The organism is Streptomyces cirratus (assembly GCF_014650775.1).
Classification (GTDB): domain Bacteria; phylum Actinomycetota; class Actinomycetes; order Streptomycetales; family Streptomycetaceae; genus Streptomyces; species Streptomyces cirratus.
Genome location: NZ_BMVP01000005.1, coordinates 125,547 through 144,142 on the forward strand (window position 1 = coordinate 125,547; position 18,596 = coordinate 144,142).

17 protein-coding genes and 1 pseudogene are annotated in these 18,596 nt (G+C 73.8%); 9 read left to right on the forward strand and 9 right to left on the reverse strand.

Going from position 1 to position 18,596, the window contains the following annotated elements:
- Nucleotides 1-60: 60 nt before the first annotated feature.
- The 4 genes from IE207_RS15865 to IE207_RS15880 all read right to left on the reverse strand — a co-directional run bounded on the left by IE207_RS15865 (nucleotide 61) and on the right by IE207_RS15880 (nucleotide 4,680).
- Nucleotides 61-1,500, reverse strand: coding sequence for an aldehyde dehydrogenase family protein (locus IE207_RS15865; RefSeq protein ID WP_190185110.1), 1,440 nt, complete (start codon nucleotides 1,498-1,500; stop codon nucleotides 61-63).
- Nucleotides 1,501-1,636: 136 nt separating this feature from the next.
- On the reverse strand, nucleotides 1,637-2,836 hold the full coding sequence (locus tag IE207_RS15870; protein ID WP_190184852.1) for a thiolase family protein: 1,200 nt from the start codon (nucleotides 2,834-2,836) through the stop codon (nucleotides 1,637-1,639).
- Between the two features lie 161 nt (nucleotides 2,837-2,997).
- Nucleotides 2,998-4,020, reverse strand: a complete 1,023-nt coding sequence (locus IE207_RS15875; RefSeq protein WP_190184853.1) for a LacI family DNA-binding transcriptional regulator — start codon at nucleotides 4,018-4,020, stop codon at nucleotides 2,998-3,000.
- Between the two features lie 72 nt (nucleotides 4,021-4,092).
- On the reverse strand, nucleotides 4,093-4,680 hold the full coding sequence (locus IE207_RS15880) for a PadR family transcriptional regulator (protein WP_190184854.1): 588 nt from the start codon (nucleotides 4,678-4,680) through the stop codon (nucleotides 4,093-4,095).
- 88 nt (nucleotides 4,681-4,768) lie between these two features.
- On the opposite strand from IE207_RS15880, the gene IE207_RS15885 reads away from it, so the two are divergent.
- Both IE207_RS15885 and IE207_RS15890 read left to right on the forward strand, forming a co-directional pair.
- Nucleotides 4,769-5,206 (forward strand): nuclear transport factor 2 family protein, encoded by a 438-nt coding sequence (locus tag IE207_RS15885; RefSeq protein WP_190184855.1) that lies wholly within the window; start codon nucleotides 4,769-4,771, stop codon nucleotides 5,204-5,206.
- A gap of 33 nt (nucleotides 5,207-5,239) precedes the next feature.
- A complete protein-coding gene (locus tag IE207_RS15890; protein ID WP_190184856.1) occupies nucleotides 5,240-5,704 on the forward strand; it encodes a type II toxin-antitoxin system PemK/MazF family toxin in 465 nt (154 codons plus the stop codon).
- A 99-nt stretch (nucleotides 5,705-5,803) separates the two neighbouring features.
- Here the strand turns inward: IE207_RS15890 and IE207_RS15895 are convergent, their stop codons facing one another.
- Together IE207_RS15895 and IE207_RS15900 are read right to left on the reverse strand one after the other, a co-directional pair.
- Complete coding sequence (locus tag IE207_RS15895) at nucleotides 5,804-6,958, reverse strand: hypothetical protein (protein ID WP_190184857.1); 1,155 nt, start codon at nucleotides 6,956-6,958, stop codon at nucleotides 5,804-5,806.
- A gap of 205 nt (nucleotides 6,959-7,163) precedes the next feature.
- Complete coding sequence (locus IE207_RS15900) at nucleotides 7,164-8,024, reverse strand: TIGR02452 family protein (protein WP_190184858.1); 861 nt, start codon at nucleotides 8,022-8,024, stop codon at nucleotides 7,164-7,166.
- Nucleotides 8,025-8,149: 125 nt separating this feature from the next.
- On the opposite strand from IE207_RS15900, the gene egtA reads away from it, so the two are divergent.
- From egtA to egtD, 4 genes are read left to right on the forward strand one after another with little or no spacing between them, the layout of a single operon-like run.
- The gene (gene egtA, locus IE207_RS15905; RefSeq protein ID WP_190184859.1) at nucleotides 8,150-9,442 is read left to right on the forward strand and encodes an ergothioneine biosynthesis glutamate--cysteine ligase EgtA; all 1,293 of its coding nucleotides are present in this window, start codon (nucleotides 8,150-8,152) and stop codon (nucleotides 9,440-9,442) included.
- A complete protein-coding gene (egtB, locus tag IE207_RS15910) occupies nucleotides 9,439-10,755 on the forward strand; it encodes an ergothioneine biosynthesis protein EgtB (protein WP_190184860.1) in 1,317 nt (438 codons plus the stop codon). The genes egtA and egtB overlap by 4 nt, the downstream gene beginning before the upstream one ends.
- Nucleotides 10,755-11,513 (forward strand): ergothioneine biosynthesis protein EgtC, encoded by a 759-nt coding sequence (gene egtC / locus IE207_RS15915; RefSeq protein ID WP_190184861.1) that lies wholly within the window; start codon nucleotides 10,755-10,757, stop codon nucleotides 11,511-11,513. Before egtB ends, egtC begins: the two co-directional genes overlap by 1 nt.
- Nucleotides 11,510-12,484: an L-histidine N(alpha)-methyltransferase gene (gene egtD, locus IE207_RS15920; protein WP_190184862.1), complete on the forward strand. Its 975-nt coding sequence runs from the start codon at nucleotides 11,510-11,512 to the stop codon at nucleotides 12,482-12,484. The genes egtC and egtD overlap by 4 nt, the downstream gene beginning before the upstream one ends.
- On the opposite strand, the gene IE207_RS15925 is transcribed toward egtD, so the two are convergent.
- Together IE207_RS15925 and IE207_RS15930 are read right to left on the reverse strand one after the other, a co-directional pair.
- Nucleotides 12,367-13,311, reverse strand: coding sequence for a lysophospholipid acyltransferase family protein (locus IE207_RS15925; protein ID WP_190184863.1), 945 nt, complete (start codon nucleotides 13,309-13,311; stop codon nucleotides 12,367-12,369). The genes egtD and IE207_RS15925 overlap by 118 nt on opposite strands.
- Nucleotides 13,308-14,111, reverse strand: a complete 804-nt coding sequence (locus IE207_RS15930) for a GNAT family N-acetyltransferase (protein ID WP_190184864.1) — start codon at nucleotides 14,109-14,111, stop codon at nucleotides 13,308-13,310. The genes IE207_RS15925 and IE207_RS15930 overlap by 4 nt, the downstream gene beginning before the upstream one ends.
- Before the next feature lie 270 nt (nucleotides 14,112-14,381).
- Between IE207_RS15930 and IE207_RS15935 the strand changes: the two genes are divergently transcribed.
- Nucleotides 14,382-14,597: a dodecin gene (locus IE207_RS15935; RefSeq protein ID WP_190184865.1), complete on the forward strand. Its 216-nt coding sequence runs from the start codon at nucleotides 14,382-14,384 to the stop codon at nucleotides 14,595-14,597.
- A 36-nt stretch (nucleotides 14,598-14,633) separates the two neighbouring features.
- Here the strand turns inward: IE207_RS15935 and IE207_RS15940 are convergent, their stop codons facing one another.
- A complete protein-coding gene (locus tag IE207_RS15940; RefSeq protein ID WP_190184866.1) occupies nucleotides 14,634-15,128 on the reverse strand; it encodes a phosphatase domain-containing protein in 495 nt (164 codons plus the stop codon).
- A 65-nt stretch (nucleotides 15,129-15,193) separates the two neighbouring features.
- Here IE207_RS15940 and IE207_RS15945 point away from each other — a divergent pair.
- Together IE207_RS15945 and IE207_RS15950 are read left to right on the forward strand one after the other, a co-directional pair.
- Nucleotides 15,194-16,185 (forward strand): annotated as a pseudogene (locus IE207_RS15945) (LLM class flavin-dependent oxidoreductase).
- Between the two features lie 10 nt (nucleotides 16,186-16,195).
- Entirely contained in the window at nucleotides 16,196-18,592 is a 2,397-nt protein-coding gene (locus IE207_RS15950) for an excinuclease ABC subunit UvrA (RefSeq protein WP_190184867.1), read from the forward strand.
- The last annotated feature ends 4 nt before the right edge of the window (nucleotides 18,593-18,596 follow it).

An 18,596-nucleotide genomic window follows, 5' to 3' on the forward strand; every position in this document is an offset into this window, starting at 1 on the left:
AGCCGGTTGTCCTGCGTGAACGAACAATCCGCCCCGGGCATTCCTGGGCGCCGCCGCTGCCTAGAACGGGTGGGCGGGCGCGGTGGCGCGGACCGTGGTCCAGCGCAGTTCGGTGAAGGCGTCCAGGTTCGCTTCGCCGCCGAACCGGGCGCCCGTGCCGGACGCGCCGACTCCGCCGAAGGGGGCCACGGCCTCGTCGTTGACCGTCTGGTCGTTCACGTGGGCGATCCCGGTCGGGATGCGGCCGGCCAGGTCGAGTCCGTGCGCCGCGTCACGCGTGACGATACCGAGGGAGAGGCCGTACGGGCCCGCCGAGGCCAGCGCCACCGCCTCGTCCTCCGTCGCGAAGGACCGTACGGGCGCCACCGGACCGAAGACCTCCTCCGTGTAGGCGGGGCAGTCGTCGGACACGGCCGCCAGCACCGTCGGCCGGTAGAACAGGTCGCGGTGGGTGCCGCCCGCCACCAGCTTGGCACCCTGCACGGCGCTCGCCTCGACCAGCGCGTGGACCCGCTCCACCTGGCCCCGGTCGATGAGCGGTCCCAGGTGGACCCGCTCGCGGTACGGGTCGCCCACCGCCAGCGACTCCGCGCGCGCGGCCAGCCGCTCGACGTACTCGTCGTACAGGGAGGCGTGCACCAGGTGGCGCCCGGCCGTCATGCAGATCTGGCCCTGGTGGAAGAAGGAGCCCCAGGACGCTTGCGCGACGGCAGCCTCCACGTCGGCGTCCTCCAGCACGACCAGCGCCGAGTTGCCGCCCAACTCCAGGTGTGCGCGGGTCAGGTGACGACCCGCCAGTTCACCGACGGCCCGCCCGGCGGCGGTCGAGCCGGTGAACGACACCACCCGTACGCGCGGATCGGCGACGACCGCCGCCCCCGTGGCGGCCCCGCCGGGCAGCACGTGCAGCACCCCCGCGGGAAGCCCCGCCGCGGCGAACACCGCGGCCAGGGCGATGCCGCCGCAGACGGCGGTGCGCGGGTCGGGCTTGAGGAGGACGGCGTTGCCCAGCGCGAGGGCCGGGGCCACCGAGCGGACCGACAGGATCAGCGGCGCGTTGAACGGGGCGATGACCCCGACCACCCCGGCGGGCACGCGCCGGGTGAAGGAGAGCCGGGGCGCCTCGCTGGGCAGGACCTGCCCGGACGGGCGCGAGGCCAGCGCGGCCGCCTCGTAGCACTCCTGCGCGGCGACGTGCAGCTCGAAGTCCGCCTTGCCGGGTATCGACCCGGACTCCCGCACCAGCCAGTCCCGCAGCTCTTCGGCGTGGGCGGCGAACAGGTCCCCGGCGCGGCGCAGCACGGCCGCCCGCTCCAAGTGGGTGGCGCGGGCCCAGTCGTATTGCGCGGCCTGGGCCCGCACGGCGGCCTCGGCCACGTCCACGGGCGCGGCGAGGTCGAGGGTGGCGAGGGTACGCCCGGTCGCGGGTTCGACGACCGGGGCGGTGCCGCCGGTCAGGGTGGGTCCGTCCTGCCAGAGCGTCGGGTCGAGGAGCGGCATGGCGCGGGGCCTCCGGGTCTGGGTGGGGCGGGGGTGCGTCAGCACGCGCCATCGTGCCAGACCCGGGGCGGCACTTCTGTTCAGTTATTGGGCAGTTGGGGCGCTGGTTTGACCGGAAATGATCGACGGGTCGGGGTCAGCGCTCCAGGACCAGCGCGATGCCCTGCCCGACGCCGATGCACAGCGCCGCCATGCCCGTACCGGAGCCGGCCGCCGCGAGCTGGTGGGCGACCGACCCCGCCAGCCGGGCGCCCGAGGCGCCGAGCGGATGCCCGATGGCGATCGCGCCGCCGCGCGGGTTGACCACCGCCGGGTCCAGCTCCGGCCAGGCCGCCAGACAGCCCAACGCCTGGGCCGCGAAAGCCTCGTTGAGCTCCAGCACCGACAGGTCGGCCAGATTCCGGCCGGCCTTGGCGAGCGCCCGCTGGACGGCCTCCACCGGGCCGAGCCCGAACAGCTGCGGCTCGATCCCCGTGACTGCGCTCGCACTGATGCGGGCCAGCGGCTCCCGGCCGGTGGCGGCGAGTCCCGCCTCGTCCGTCAGCAGCAGCGCCGCCGCGCCGTCGTTCAGCGGCGAGGCGTTGCCCGCCGTGACGGTGCCGGAGCCGTCCGTCCGGAACGCGGGCTTGAGCCGGGCCATCGCCTCCGGGGTGGAACCCTCCCGGATCGACTCGTCCCGTACGAGGTCCGCGCCCGGGTACGGGACGACCTCGGTGTCGTAGAGCCCCTCGGCCCAGGCGGCGGCGGCCTTGCGGTGACTCTCCAGGGCGAACAGGTCCTGCGCCTCGCGCGTGACGGCGTACTTGTCCGCGACGAGTTCGGCGCCCTCGCCCAGCGAGCCCGTCCACTCCGCGGGCATGGCGGGGTTGGTCATCCGCCACCCCAGGGTGGTGGACCACATCTGCTGGTGCCCGGCCGGGAAGGCGCGCTCCGGCTTCTGCACCACCCACGGTGCGCGGGACATCGATTCCACTCCGCCCGCGATGGCCACGGAGGCGTCGCCGAGCGCGATGGCGCGGGCGGCCTGGATCACGGCCTCCAGGCCGGACCCGCAGAGCCGGTTCACGGTGACCCCGGGGACGGACACGGGCAGCCCCGCGAGCAGCACCGCCATGCGCGCGACGTCCCGGTTGTCCTCGCCCGCCCCGTTGGCGTCGCCGAAGACGACGTCGTCGATGCGGGCCGGGTCGAGGTCGGGCGTACGGTCCACCAGCGCGCGCACCACGTGGGCGGCCAGGTCGTCCGGGCGGACGCCGGCGAGCGCACCGCCGAACTTGCCGATCGGGGTGCGGACGGCGTCGACGACGTAGACGTCGCGGACGGTGCGGATGCTCATGGGGTCTCTCCTGGGCGGATCCGTACGGGCGGTGCCGGGACGGCGCCGGTGTCGGCGCAGGCGCGCGGCGCCGGGCACGCCCGGATGGGGCGCGCCCGCAGTCTCCGTCCGCCGATCACCGCCTGTCAACGGCCGCCCGGGCCCGCCGTGGGGCCACGGGCTCAGGTGGACTCGCGCCGGACCGCCACGGCCGTCATCAGGTCGTGCCGCTCGGTGAAGTGGGAAGGTTCCCGCACCGCGCGGTCCACGAGGGCGGCCAGGTGGTCCCCGGTGGGCATCTCGATCTGCACCGTGCTGAGCCGGGGGCGCAGCAGCCTTCCGATGAGCAGGTCGTCGGCGCCGATGACGGCCACGTCCTCGGGTACGCGCAGACCGGCGTCCTGGAGGGCCCGCATCAGCAGCATCGCGTACTCGTCGTTGTACGCGAAGACCCCGTCCAGCCCGAGCGAAGGCCAGCGGGCCGCGAGTGCGGCGGCCGATTCCTCGGTGTGGGCCAGGGGCAGCGGCTCCACCTCGGCCGACGCCACGGAGCGGGCACCCGCGAGCCGGGGCTCGGAGAAGAACCCCAGCCCCTCCTCCTGCGGGACGACGACCCCGATCCGGCGCCGGCCCCGCTCGACCAGGTGGGCGGCGGCCTTGGCGCCGACTGCCGCCTGGTCCATGACCAGCGCGTGCGCCCCGGGCACCCGTCCCGGCCCCAGCGTTATCACCGCGCGGGCACCGGCCCGTTTGAGCGTGGCGACGTTGCGCGCGCACAGGACGATGTCCCCGAGCGAGATCACGGCGACGGGGCGCAGCTCGGCCCACGCGCGGGCCGCCTCGTCCCCGGTGAGGCCGAGACTGCCGTACTGCACGACGGTGTAGTCGAGGCGGCGCAGGGCCCACTGGAGCTCGTTGAGGAAGGCGCCGTGGAGCGGGCCGGCGAGGACGTTGGAGGTGGGCAACAGCACGATCCGGGTGTGCCCGGCACGCAGGCTGCGCGCGGCGGCGTGCGGTACGTAACCCAGCTCCTCGGCGGCGTCGCGCACCTTGCGGCGGGTGGGCTCGCTGATGCGTACGGCTTCCGCGTTGTTCAGCACGTACGAGACCGTCGCGCGCGAGACCCCGGCGAGGCGGGCGACGTCGGCGCTGGTGGGGACGGGGGACGGGGCGTTGGTGGTCTGGGTGTTCGGTGTCTGAGGCATTGCCCTGGAATCTTCGCAGACCGCTCACGCGCGGGGAGTTGGCGGATGGCCTGAAACACATGCCGGGCAGGGTCACAGGCCTTCGTCGGCGGGCCGTCCCGGACTGGGCACCGCCCGCTCGCGCAGCACCCTCACCGTGCGCTCGTACCAGTCCCGGTTGGCCCGTTCGAACGACAGGCCGCGCAGGCAGGTCAGGTAGGGGCCGACGCGGTCGCCGCGGTGCAGGAAGTCCTCCTCCGCGAGGTCACCGCGCATCGTGCGCAGGAGGGCGTCGAACAGGTCGATCTTGGCTTGCGCGAAGGTGATCCGTTCCGTGAGCCGCGCGACCAGCACCTCGGTGTTCACATGGTCGGCGGCCTGGACCTTCACCAGCAGGTCGTCGCGGATGAAGGACGGCTTCGTCGCGGCCGCCGTGAACCGTTCGAGTTCGTCGAGCCCGGCCCCGGTGACCTTGAACAGGCGCTTGTTCGGCCGGGTCTCCTGGACCACCTCGCGGCCGGTGATCAGGCCCTCGTGTTCGAGTTTGGCCAGTTCGGCGTACAGCTGCTGCGGAAGCGCGTGCCAGAAGTTCGCCACGCCCATGTCGAACGCCTTGGCCAGCTGGTATCCGCTCAGCTCCTCGTCGAGCAGCGCCGCCAGGACGGCGTGGCGCAATGCCATCGGGCCGTCTCCTTCCTCTGGTCAGGGATCCCGGCCCCATGATAGTCAAGAAAATGACTAATCAAATTGAGGAGTGTGTGTGCCCCCGATGACCACCGCCGACCGCTTCCGCCGCGCCGTCGACAGCCATGACCTGGCCGCCATCGGAGAGCTGTTCACCGAGGACGTACGGCTGAACAGCCCCGTGAAGTTCAAGCCGTTCGAAGGCAAGCCGATGGTCCTCGGCCTGTTCGGCGTGCTCCTGCGCACCTTCGAGGACTTCCGCTACGTCGGCCGGCTCGACGGCGCCGCCGAAACCGGCGCCGCCCCGCCCGCCACCGACGACGCCGGCTCCCCCGCCGCCGTGCTGGTCTTCCGGGCCACCGTGAACGGGAAGCAGATCCACGGCATCGACCTGCTGCACTTCGCCGCGGACGGGCGGATCGAGGAGATCACGGTGATGGTCCGTCCCCAGTCCGCGGTACAGGCCCTGGGCGAGGCGGTGCTGGCCGGGCTGGTGGCCGACGGCCTGGTCCCGGGCGCGTAGGGCGGGCCGCTCGCAGGCAGTAACCTCACCCGCATGACGGCACTTTCGCAGCACGGCAACAGCCACGTCGAGCAGCCCGGGCGGGGCGGGGAGACGGCCACCACCGAGGCCGATCCGCACGCCATCGGGCCCGTGCGGACCTCCTACGCCCCCGACAAGGACGGCGATCCCGACCCCGGCGAGATCGTCTGGACCTGGGTCCCCTTCGAGGAGAACGACGGGCGCGGCAAGGACCGGCCCGTACTGGTGGTCGCGCGGGAAGCCGGACGGAACACGCTGCTCGCGGTGCAGCTCTCCAGCAAGCGGCACGACCACGACCGGGAGTGGGTGCCGATCGGCACCGGGCCGTGGGACGGCGCGGGCCGGGAGTCCTGGGTGGATGTGGACCGGGTGCTACGGGTGCACGAGTCGGGCATGCGCCGCGAGGCGTGCGCGCTGGACCGGGGCCGGTTCCAGCTGGTGGTGGACCGGCTGCGGGAGCGCTACGGCTGGCAGTAGCCGGACGGGGGCCATGGCACGCGGGCTTCGTGTCCAAGTGGCGCGGCGGCCCCGCCCGTTGCCCGGGCGGGGCCGCCGGTCATCCGGTCGGTGAGCCGGTCAGCCGACGCAGCGCGGGACGTTGCCCGCGCAGTTGGTGGGCAGGTTGTGGATGACCGTGTCGTCCCTGAGCTCCACGAGCCCGTTCACGCTGTTGTTGATGCCGCCGCCGCTCTCGGCCGCACGGTTTTGCACGACGAGGCTGCGGATGAGGGTCACCCGCGCGGAGGGCAGGCCCGTCACCTGGTTGTTGATGCCGCCGCCGTTGCGGCCGGAGGAGTTCTTTTCGATCTTGATCCGCTCCAGGAGCGCGGTGCCTTCGTTGTCGATGGCGCCGCCGTCGCGGCCGGCCTTGTTGAGGTCGAAGACGCTCTCTCGGGCCTCCAGCGCCGAACGCAGGCCGTTGAACACGGCGCCGCCGTCGAAGCCGGCCCAGTTCGCGGTGAAGTTGCTGCCGCTGATCGCGGTATGGGCGGTGGGGCCGGTGTTGCTGATGGCGCCGCCGTTGCCGTCATGCGCCTCGTTGTGGGTGAACACGCTGTGGTCCAGGACCCGGAGCGTGCCGATGTTCGCGACGCCGCCGCCGTTGAAGCTGGAGGTGTTGCCCGCGACGGTCGTCTTCTTCAGCGTGACGCTGCCGTTCGTCGTGTTGTAGACGGCGCCTCCGTCGACCGTGATGGCGATGTTGGTCAGGAGCTTGCTGTCGACCACCGTGACACGGCCGTTGTTGTTGAAGATGGCACCGCCACTCACGCCGGCCTGGTTCCCGGAGAGGGTGCTGTCCTCCACCAGCAGGGTGCCCTCGTTGTTGATGCCACCGCCGTTCGTGAGGGCGCGGCCGCCGTTGACCACGACGCCCTTCAACGTCAGTTCGCCGGTCGCGGCCACGCTCAGCAGCCGGAAGAGGGTGGTCGCCGCCGTGGAACGGATCAGGCTGGAGTCCAGGCCCTTGATGGTGACCCTGCTGGTGATGGGCGGCAGCGCGTTGCCGCCGGTGCCCGCCGTGAAGCGGTAGACGCAGCGGTGGGCCAGGTTGATCGTCGCGCCGTCGGGATTGCTGTTGGCCTGTGTGACGGCGGCGATGAGCCCGGCGATGTCGCCGCACCGCACGTTGAGGTTCAGGGGCTGGGCCACGGCCACAGCCGGAGCTGCCGCGACGGCCAGGCCCAGGCTTGCCACCACAGCGGATCCGGCGAGCACGAGACGCTTCTTCATTCGCTTGTGTTCCTCTCAGTACCCAGGTGGGCCCCCGCGCCGTCGTCCTGCGTCCAGCCGTGGTGGAGTGGAGTGGGGAGGGAAGTGAGGGGCGCCGTCATGACGTGACAGGGTTAGCCGATGGGTCCCGGCGTGTCCCCGTACCTGCGTACGGACTCTCCGGAAATTCATACGAATGGTGGCCGCTGCGGTCCGTGCCCTGCTCCTACGGGTGCGCGACCCCCTCCGCTCCTGCGCGGCCGAACCCCGCCAAGGCCCGCTCGAAGGCCTCCCGCGGCCCCGGATCGCGGTCCAGGACACCGAACACCACCTGCTCGAACACGCCCGCGAACCGCCCGGCGAGCAGCGCCCGGAAGGCCTCGGCGACCTCCCCCGGATCGTTGCGGAACACCCCGCACCCCCACGCGCCCAGCACCAGCCCCCGATAGCGGTGCAGTGCGGCGACCTCCAGTACCCGTTCGGCCCTCCGGGCGAGGGCGGCCGGGATCTCGTGCGCGCGCTCGGGCTCCTGGCGGCGGATCGCTCCCGCGTTCGGCGCCGGGGAAGTGAGGAATCCGGCCCGGTACGGGGTCTCCAGCAGTTCGCCCCGGTCGTCGCGGAAAACGGGCACCCCGGGCGAGTGAATCACCCGGTCGGTGTAGAAGGTGCTGCGGCCGGCGCGGTGCACCTCGTAGTACTCCGGCGCCTCCAGCAGGGTCTCGTAGAGCGCCGAGGCGCGGCACAGCGCTTCCTCCTGGGCTTTGGCCCCGCGGACGTAGCCGCCCCCGGGATTGCGGGCCGAGGCGAAGCACAGGACCGCGACCGGGAGCTCCTCTCCGGGGCCACCGGCGAGCCTGCGGGCCGCGGCCGTGCTGCTCTCCCCCGTGACCTCTACGACGGTCCGGCCGGAACCGGCCTTCGGCTCATCGCTTGAAATGACCCGGTTTGGCCCATATATCCTTGTTCCTGCCTTGGCTTCCGCCACGGCGGCGGCCAGGGAGACCCGGCGCCCGGAGCGCGTCCGGTAGCCACCGGCCGCCAAGATGATCGCGTTATGGCGCGCGATTTCACGGAATCTGCTGCTCACGCCGTGATCCTGCGGCGCGGGACGCGCCGACGGCAAGGGAATTTGTGCCGGGCAGGCGGGTAGGCACGGATGACATCCGAGCCGTCGACAGGTGACGGCCGACGACAGGAGATGAGGTTCCGGTCATGCACCAGGACTCACCCGCTCCGCCCTGCCAGCCCCCTCCCGACGCCCCCCTCTCCGAAGCCGCCGCCGAGGATCTGGTCCACGGCATCTGCTTCAAGACCGGCCCGCCGCGCCTGGTCGGCGCCGAACTCGAGTGGCTGGTGGTGGACGCCGACCGCCCTTGGATACCGCTGGACGCCGACCGGCTGACCGCGGCGCACGACGCCGCGGGCGCCCTGCCGCTGAGGTCCCGGTTCACCGTCGAGCCCGGCGGCCAGCTGGAGCTCAGCTCCGCACCCGCCGGCTCCCTCACCGCCTGCGTGGACGGCCTCCAGGCCGACCTCGCGGCCGTCCGCGGCGCCCTCGGCGAGCGGGGCCTGGCCCTGCGGGGCCTCGGCCTCGACCCGCGCCGGCCCTACCGCCGCCTCCTCGACAGCCCGCGCTACCGGGCCATGGAGAGCTACTTCGACCGTACCGGCCCGGCCGGCCGCGCCATGATGTGCGCCTCCGCCTCCGTGCAGGTGTGCGTGGACGCGGGCCTGGAGGAGCCCGGGCCGCTCGGGCACGGCCGGCGCTGGCGGCTGACGCACCTGCTGGGCGCGGTGCTGGTGGCCGCGTTCGCCAACTCCCCCGCGCACGAGGGCCCGTACGCCGGATGGCGGTGTGCGCGGCAGGGCATCTGGAGCGACATCGACTCGCGGCGCGCGCTCGCCCCGCCGCTGGACGAGGAGCCGCGCGCCGCCTGGACCCGGCACGCGCTGGACACCGAGGTGATGTGCGTGCGCTCCTCCGGGCCGTCCTGGCAGGTGCCGGGCGGCCTGACGTTCCGCGACTGGCTGCGTACCGGGGGTCCCCGGCCGCCGACCCGGGCGGATCTGGACTACCACCTGACGACCCTGTTCCCGCCGGTCCGCCCGCGCGGCCACCTGGAACTGCGGATGATCGACGCCCAGCCCGGTGAGGACGGCTGGCTGGTGCCGGTGGCGCTCACGCACGCGCTGTTCGACGACCCCGAGGCCGCCGAGACCGCCTACCGGGTGGTCAAGGCACTGGCCGACGCGTACGGGGGCCGGCGCGCCCCCCGCAACCGGCTGTGGGCGACCGCGGCCCGGGCGGGGCTGACCGACCCGGACCTGCGGGCGGCCGCCGTCGCCTGCTTCGCGGCGGCCGCGCAGGCGCTGCCCCGGCTCGGGGCGGGTACCCGCGTCTGCGACACGGTCGGCGCGTTCGCCGAGCGCTACGTACTGCGCGGCCGCTGCCCGGCCGACGACCACGACCAACGGCAGCCCGCCGGGAAGGGAACGCGACCGTGACCACCGAATCCCGCCCCACCGGCTCGCGTGAGCGCGCCGCCGCGGCGCTGACCGCCGCCCGGGCCCGCACAGCCGCGCTGACCGACGCCGTGACCGACGAGGACCTGACGGCGCAGCACTCACCGTTGATGTCTCCGCTGGTCTGGGACCTCGCGCACATCGGGAACCAGGAGGAGCTGTGGCTGCTGCGCCGGGTGGCCGGGCGTGAATCCATGCGGCCCGAGATCGACCCGCTCTACGACGCTTTCCAGCACCCCCGCTCCGAACGGCCGAAACTGCCGCTGCTGGGACCCGGCGAGGCCCGCCGGTACGCGGCCGAGGTGCGGGGGCGGGTCTTCGACCTGCTGGAGCGCACTCCCTTCGAGGGCACCCCGCTCCTGGACGGCGGTTTCGCCTTCGGGATGATCGCCCAGCACGAACAGCAGCACGACGAGACCATGTTGATCACCCATCAGCTGAGGCGCGGCGCACCCGTACTGGCGGCGCCCGACCCCGGTCCCCCGCAAGGGCCACCGCCCCCGGCGGCGGAAGTCCTCGTCCCCGGCGGCCCGTTCACGATGGGGACGTCCGCGGAGCCGTGGTCCCTGGACAACGAACGGCCCGCGCACACCCGGGACGTCGCCCCGTTCTGGATCGACACGACGCCGGTCACCAACGCCGCCTACCGGGCCTTCATGGCGGACGGCGGCTACCACGAGCCCCGCTGGTGGGCCGCGCAGGGCTGGGAGCAGATCCGGGCGCACGGGATCGAGGCCCCGCTGTTCTGGCACCGGGAGGGCGGGATCTGGCTGCGCCGCCGTTTCGGCGTCACCGAACCCGTCCCGGACGACGAGCCGGTGCTCCACGTCAGCTGGTACGAGGCCGACGCCTACGCCCGCTGGACCGGACGCCGACTGCCCACCGAGGCCGAGTGGGAGAAGGCGGCCCGCCACGACCCCCGCACCGGGCGCTCCACCCGCTACCCGTGGGGCGACGCCGACCCGACGCCGGCCCACGCCAACCTGGGCCAGCGCCACCTGCGCCCCGCCCCGGCGGGCAGCTATCCGGCCGGCGCCTCCCCGCTCGGCGTGCGCCAGCTGATCGGCGACGTGTGGGAGTGGACCGCCTCGGACTTCCTGCCGTACCCGGGGTTCAGGGCGTTCCCCTATCGGGAGTACTCGGAGGTGTTCTTCGGCCCGGAGCACAAGGTGCTGCGCGGCGGGTCCTTCGCCGTGGACCCGGTTGCCTGCCGGGGCACGTTCCGCAACTGGGACCTGCCGGTCCGCCGGCAGATCTTCGCCGGTTTCCGGACCGCGCGCGGGGGTGTCGCCTGATGTGCCGTCACCTCGCCTATGTGGGACCGCCGGTCTGCCTGGGACGGCTGCTCAGTGAACCCGAGTACTCCCTGGTCCGGCAGTCCTACGCGCCGCGCCGCCAGCGGTACGGCACGGTCAACGCCGACGGCTTCGGCGTCGGCTGGTACGCGGAGGGTGACCCGGTCCCGGCCCGCTACCGCCGCTCCGGCCCCGTCTGGGGCGATCTGACCTTCGCGGACCTGGCCCGGGTGGTGCGCAGCACCGCGGCGCTGGCCGCCGTCCGGGACGCCACGCTCGCAGGGGCGGACGGGGAGGCCGCCGCCTCGCCGTTCGCGTCGGGGCCCTGGCTGTTCAGCCACAACGGGGCGATACGCGACTGGCCGGACGCGGCGGGGCCCCTGGCGGCCGGGCTGCCGCCGCACGAGTTGCTCCAGCTGTCCGCGCGCACCGATTCGGCGCTGATCTGGGCGCTGGTGCTGCGCCGGCTCCGGGAGGGGGCCGGTCTCGGCGAGGCACTCGCGGGACCGGTGCAGGAGCTGGCGGCGGCTTCCCCCGGCTCCCGGCTGAACCTGCTACTGACGGACGGGAGGGGCATCGCCGCCACCGCCTGGGGCGACTCCCTCTGGTACCTGGCCGATCCGGGGGCAGGGCGCACGGTCGTGGCGTCCGAGCCGTACGACGACGACAGCCGCTGGACCGAAGTGGACGACCGCACCCTGTTGACCGCCACCCCCACCCGGGTCGATCTGACCCCGCTCAAGGAGAGCCTGTCGTGAGTGATTTCCAGTTGACCCGCACCCTCGACGAGCACTCCGCGGACACCGCGCTGCGGGCGGACGTGCGCGACGGCCTGACCCGCTCGCCGAAGGAGTTGCCGCCCAAGTGGTTCTACGACGCCCGGGGCAGTGAACTCTTCGAGGAGATCACCCGGTTGCCCGAGTACTATCCGACGCGCGCCGAGCGGGAGATCCTGCTGGGGCGGGCCGGGGAGATCGCGGCCGCGAGCGGTGCCCGCACGCTGGTGGAGCTGGGTTCCGGTTCCTCGGAGAAGACGCGGCACCTGATCGAGGCGCTGCCCGCGCTGGAGACGTACATCCCGGTGGACGTCAGCGAGAGCGCGCTGCGGGGGGCGGCTCAGACGCTGCTCGCAGAGCATCCGGGGCTGCGGGTGCACGCCCTGCTCGCCGACTTCACCCGGCCGCTGCGGCTGCCGGAGTCGGCCGGTCCGCGGCTGGTGGTGTTCCTGGGCGGCACGGTCGGGAACCTGCGGCCACCGGAGCGGGCCGCGTTCCTGGCGTCCGTGCGGGCGATGCTGTCGCCGGGTGACGCGCTGCTGTTGGGGACGGACCTGGTGAAGGACGAGGCGGTGCTGGTGGCCGCGTACGACGACTCCCGGGGGGTGACGGCGGAGTTCAACAAGAACGTACTGGCCGTCATCGACCGGGAGTTGGGCGCTGATTTCCACACCGCCGACTTCGAGCACGTGGCGGTGTGGAACCGGGAGCAGGAGTGGATCGAGATGCGGTTGCGGGCCCGGTCGGAGGTGCTGGTGAAGATCCGGGCCCTGGATCTGGTGGTGCCCTTCGAGGAGGGTGAGGAGATCCTGACGGAGGTCTCCGCGAAGTTCCGTCAGGAGGGCGTACGGCGCGAGCTGGCGGCGGCGGGGCTGCGGCTGACGCAGTGGTGGACGGATGCGGCGGACCGTTTCGCGCTGTCCCTGTCGGTGGCCGACGGCCCGGAGGGCTGAGCCGGTACGCCCGGTAGCGCCGGCGGGCGTCCCATGTCGCCGCGTACGGCTTCTTGAGCGGCCGCGGCGAGGTCCCGCCGGTCCGGGTGACGGCCCGGCGGGATCCTCGGCAGCAGCCGTACCTCGGCCCGGATACCGCGGGCGCGGGCGATGCGCCAAAGGGAAGCGGTCAGCGGATCGTCCCCGACGAAGGCGGGCGCCCCGGCGACGCCCCCGTCCGCCGCCAGCCGGTACGCGAGCCGCACCGGCTGCACGGGTACCCGCGCGTCGAGCGCCGCCTGGAACACGGCGCGCCGGAAGGGCCCCTGGGCGCGTCCGCACCAGGTGGAGCCTTCGGGGAACACGGTGACGCGGTCTCCGGCGAGCAGGGACCGGGTGACTGCGCCGACGGTGCGGGGCAGGGTCCTGATCCGGTCGCGTTCGATGAACAGGGTTCCGGCCCGGGCGGCGAGGCGGCCGAGTACGGGCCAGGCGCCGATCTCGCTCTTGGCCAGCATCCGGCAGGGCAGGGCGGCGGCGACGAGGGGGATGTCCAGCCAGGAGATGTGGTTGGCGACGACCAGGCGGCCGCCGTCCGGCCCGGGGCTGCCGTGCACGGTGATCCGTATCCCCAGGGCCCCCACCAGTGCGGCGGCCCAGGCCCGGACCAGGGCGTGGCGGGGGCGCTGCGGCAGGAGCCGCACCGGCGGCGCGGCCGCCACGGCGAGCAGCATCAGGGCGGCGGCGCAGGCGAGTCGCACCACCGCGTGCGGGATGCTCGCCGCCCGCCCCTCGTGGCCGGCGCAGGCCTCGGGGGTGCAGGGGGCGGTGGGCAGCCAGACGCTCATGCGCCCGGGGCGAGCGAGAGGAAGTGGTTCAGGTAGCGCGGGTTGGTCCGGCGCAGCGAGAGCAGGACGTACAGGTCGGCGCAGCCGAATCCGGCGTCGAGTGCGGGCTCGCCGCAGACCCAGGCGCCCAGGCGCAGGTAGCCGCGCAGCAGCGGGGGCAGCTCCGTGCGGTCGGGGAAGGCGATGCCCTCGGGGTTCCAGGGCAGGTGCGGGGTGACCCGGTACTCCTCGGGCGCGAGGTTGCGGGTCAGGACGTTCGCGCGGGTGGCGGCGGCCAGGACGCCGCCGTCGGCCAGCGGGATGGAGCAGCAGCCGGCCAGCCAGTTGTGTCCGGACCGGTCCATGTAGCGGGCGAGGCCGGCCCAGATGAGGGCGATGACGGCGCCGTTGCGGTGGTCGGGGTGGACGCACGAGCGGCCGACTTCGACGAGGTCGGGGCGGATGGGGGCGAGCGCCGTCAGGTCGAATTCGGTCTCGGAGTAGAGGCGGCCGGCGATGGCGGCGCGCTCGGGCGGCAGCAGCCGGTAGGTGCCGACGACCTGCCCGGTGTTCTCGTCCACCACCAGGAGGTGGTCGCAGTAGGCGTCGAAGGCGTCGGCGTCGATGCCCGGCTCGGGTCCGTCCAGGCGGGCGCCGAACTCCCCGGCGAAGACGAGGTGGCGCAGCCGCTGGGCGGCGCGTACCTCGTCCTCGTCGCGGGCGAGCCGGACGGCGTAGCGGGGGGCGGTGGCGGGGGAAGCCGGAGAGGCGGGGGAGGCCGGGGATGCGAGGGGGGACGGGGACAGGGGGGCGATGGTCATGGCTGCTCCTGATCCGGGCACGGAGGCCAGGCCGGCAGGTCGGCGGCCTGGCTCCCTTACTTCTTCCGTGACCGGCTGGATTCGACATGACCGCTCAGCGGCGGCGGGATGTGCGGACGCTGAACTCGGTGCTCGGACGGCCGGGGCGTGCTCGGCCGCGAGCCCCTGGGGCCCGCGTCCCGAGACCGACCGTGGGCGCAAAGTTCGCGGAAGCGGACTTACTGGGGCACCGTAGAAGCTGGCAATAGCGACCACTGTCGGGAGACGCCCATGTCCCACCACACCTACCGGGTGACCGAGATCGTCGGCACCTCACACGAGGGGATCGACCAGGCCGTCCGCAACGGGATCGCGCGGGCGGGCGCGACGCTGCGCAACCTGGACTGGTTCGAGGTCACGCAGGTGCGCGGGCACATCGAGAACGGCGAGGTCGCCCACTACCAGGTCGGCTTGAAGGTGGGCTTCCGGCTCGACGAAGAGGAGTGACCTGGCCCGCGCGGGCCACGGAGCGCGCGGCGTACGTCAGGTGCGGCCCTCGGTCTCCTGGGCGGTGGTGAGCTCCGGCGCGTCGGCGGCCCAGTCGGCGAGCACCACCCGGAAGCCGGCCTCCCGGGCGGCCTGGCAGACCAGTTCGTCGTCCACGAGCATCCGCACTTCCCGGGCCCGCGCGATCCGGCCGAGCACCTCCAGCTTGGTCGCCCGGGCGGGGCGGCGGTCCTGGTCGCCGCGCATCCACAGCCTGCCCTCGGGCAGCCCGTGCCGCGCCAGCCACTCGACGGTGTCCGCCCGGCAGCGCTCGGGCCGGCCGGTCAGGTAGACCACCTCGCAGTCGGCGGCGCTCTCCACGGCCAGGGCCACCCCGCGCGCGAGCGGCGGGTCGGCCGGGGCGGCCGCGAAGAAGCCGTCCCAGTCGCGCGGGCGGCGCTCCAGGAAGTGCTGGCGGTGGTCGGTGTCGGACAGGGTGTTGTCGATGTCGAAGACGGCCAGGGGCCGGCGGTCGGAGCTCTCACGGGACATGGGGGAAGCGTAGAGGGCGCCCGGTCCTTCGGGAATCCTTGTGGTCCCCGGGTGTTGAGGGGTGTGTGATCCCGAGAATCTCGATACTCGACCGGTCCCGCACGCGCCAGGGGCACCCGGCCCCGCAGGCCCTGCGGGACACCGTGGCGCTCGCCCGTGAGGCGGAGCGGCTCGGCTACCACCGCTTCTGGGTGTCCGAACACCACAGCGTGCCGGGCGTCGCCGGTTCCGCGCCCACCGTGCTGGCCGCCGCCGTGGCCGCCTCCACCCGGCGGATCCGCGTCGGTACGGGCGGGGTGATGCTGCCCAACCACCAGCCGATGGTCGTCGCCGAGCAGTTCGGGGTGCTGGAGGCGCTGTTCCCCGGCCGCATCGACATGGGCCTGGGCCGCTCGGTCGGCTTCACCGACGGGATCCGGCGGGCCCTGGGCCGTGGCACCGAGGACGCGGACCGGTTCGAGGAGCAGCTCGTCGAGCTGCTGGGCTGGCTCGACGGGACCCAGCGGGCCCACCCCGAGGTGCACGCCCGCCCGGCGGAGGGGCTGCGGATCCCGCCGTACGTACTGGCCACGGGCGAGGGCGCGCGGATCGCGGCCCGGGCGGGGCTGCCGGTGGTGGTGGGCGACCTGCGGGCCCGCGACCGGGTCGCCCGGGCGGTGGAGGCCTACCGCGAGGAGTTCCGGCCCTCCGCCTGGGGCGCGCGGCCGTACGTGGTGGTCTCGGGAACGGTGGCGGTCGCGGCCACCGGGGAGGCCGCCCGGCGGATCCTGGTCCCGGAGGCGTGGTCCGTGGCGTACTCCCGCACCCGGGGCAGTTTCCCGCCCCTGCGTCGATGACCCCGAAGGAGCGCGAGCTGTACGAGGGCGCGCTCCAGGGGCACGTGCACGGCACCGAGGAGCAGGTCGCGGCGGAGCTGACCGGGGCCGTCGGGGCGCTGGGCGCCGACGAGCTGCTGGTGACGACCTCCACCTACGACCGCACGGCACTGCTGGACTCGCTCTCCGGGCTGGCCCGGGTGGCGGGCCTGCGGACGGGGGCCGCCGACGACGCCCCCTAAACTGGGGCGAATGCACCCCCACACCGCTTCGGAGACCGACGCCCGCGACCCGTACGTACGGGTGCGGGGCGCCCGGGAGCACAACCTGCGCGGCGTCGACGTGGACATCCCGCGCGACGCCCTCACCGTCTTCACCGGCGTCTCCGGTTCCGGTAAGAGTTCGCTCGCGTTCGGCACCCTCTACGCGGAGGCGCAGCGCCGATACTTCGAGTCCGTGGCCCCGTACGCCCGGCGGCTCATCCACCAGGTCGGCGCTCCGCAGGTGGATTCCGTCACGGGTCTGCCGCCCGCGGTCTCGCTGGAGCAGCGGCGCTCGTCGCCCGGTTCCCGGTCCTCGGTCGGGACGGTGACGATGCTGTCCAACTCGCTGCGGATGCTGTACTCGCGGGCGGGCACCTATCCTCCCGGCGCGCAGCGGCTCGACTCCGACTCCTTCTCCCCCAACACCGCCGCCGGGGCCTGCCCTTCGTGCCACGGCATCGGCCGCATCCACCGCACCAGCGAGGAACTCCTCGTACCCGACCCGGACCTGTCGATCCGGCAGGGCGCCATCGCGGCCTGGCCGGGCGCCTGGCAGGGCAAGAACCTGAGGGACGTCCTGGAAGCGCTCGGCCACGACGTGGACGCACCCTGGCGGGAACTGCCCGCGGAGGACCGCGAGTGGATCCTGTTCACCGACGAGCAGCCGGTGGTCACCGTGCACCCGGTACGGGACGCCGACCGTATCCAACGGCCGTACCAGGGCACCTACATGAGCGCGCACCGCTATGTGATGCGGACCTTCGCCGACAGCAAGAGCGCCACGCTGCGCGCCCGCGCCGAGAAGTTCCTCACCGACTCGCCGTGCCCGAGCTGCCAGGGGCGAAGGCTGCGTCCCGAGGCCCTCGCCGTGACCTTCGCGGGGCGGACGATCGCGGAGCTGGCGGCGCTGGCGCTGACCGAGCTGGACGCCGTACTGGCTTCCACGCCCGCGGCCGGGGAGGCGGCGCGGGTCCTCGTCGAGGACCTGCGGGCGCGGATCGGGCCGGTCACCGAGCTCGGGCTCGGCTATTTGAGCCTGGACCGGAGCGCGCCGTCCCTGTCGGCGGGCGAGTTGCAGCGGCTGCGGCTGGCGACGCAGCTGCGGTCGGGGCTGTTCGGGGTGGTGTACGTACTGGACGAGCCGTCGGCGGGGCTGCACCCGGCCGACACCGAGGCGCTGCTGGGCGTACTGGACCGGCTCAAGGCGGCCGGGAACACGGTTTTCGTGGTGGAGCACGACATGGAGGTGGTGCGGCACGCGGACTGGCTGGTGGACGTCGGGCCGCTGGCCGGGGAGCACGGCGGGCAGGTGCTGCACAGCGGGCCGCCGGGCGCGCTGGCCGCGGTGGCGCGGTCGGCGACGGCCCGGCACCTCTTCGGGACGGGTGGGCCGGCCCCGGCCCGGGCGGCGCGCACCGCGACGGGCGCGGTGCGGCTCAGCGGGATCGAGCGGCACAACCTGCGGGGCGTGGACGCCGAGTTCCCGCTGGGGGTGTTCACGGCCGTCACCGGCGTGTCCGGGTCCGGGAAGTCCACGCTGGTCGGGCAGGCGCTGGCCGCGGAGGTCCGGGAGCGGCTGGCCGACGGGGCGTTCCCGGTTCGGCGGCTGGTGGAGGTGGACCAGAAGCCGATCGGCCGGACCCCGCGCTCCAACCTGGCGACGTACACGGGGTTGTTCGACGTGGTGCGCAGGCTCTTCACCGCGTCGCCTCAGGCGCGGGAGCGCGGCTGGAAGGCGGGACGGTTCTCCTTCAACGTGCCGGGCGGCCGTTGCGAGACCTGCCAGGGCGAGGGCTTCGTGTCGGTGGAGCTGCTGTTCCTGCCCAGTACGTACGCCCCGTGCCCCGAGTGCGGCGGCGCGCGGTACAACTGCGAGACGCTGGAGGCGCGGTACGAGGGGCTGAACATCGCGGAGGTGCTGGGTCTGACGGTGGAGTCGGCGGCGGCGTTCTTCGCGGGGGTCCCGGCGGCGGCGCGCAGCCTGCGGGCGCTGGAGGACATCGGGCTGGGCTACCTGCGGCTGGGACAGCCCGCGACGGAGTTGTCGGGCGGCGAGGCGCAGCGGATCAAGCTGGCGACGGAGCTGCAGAGGCTGCGCCGCGACCACACGCTGTACCTGCTGGACGAGCCGACGACGGGACTGCATCCGGCCGATGTGCGGGTACTGCTGCGGCAGTTGCACGGCCTGGTGGACGCCGGGCACTCGGTGGTGGTCGTGGAGCACGACATGGAGGTCGTCGCGGGCGCGGACTGGGTCATCGACCTGGGGCCGGGTGGCGGGGCGGAGGGCGGCCGCGTCGTGGCGGCCGGAACCCCGGCGTCGGTGGCCCGGGCGCCGGGCAGCGCCACCGCCCGCTACCTGGCCCGGGCCCTGGGGACGGCGTAACCGG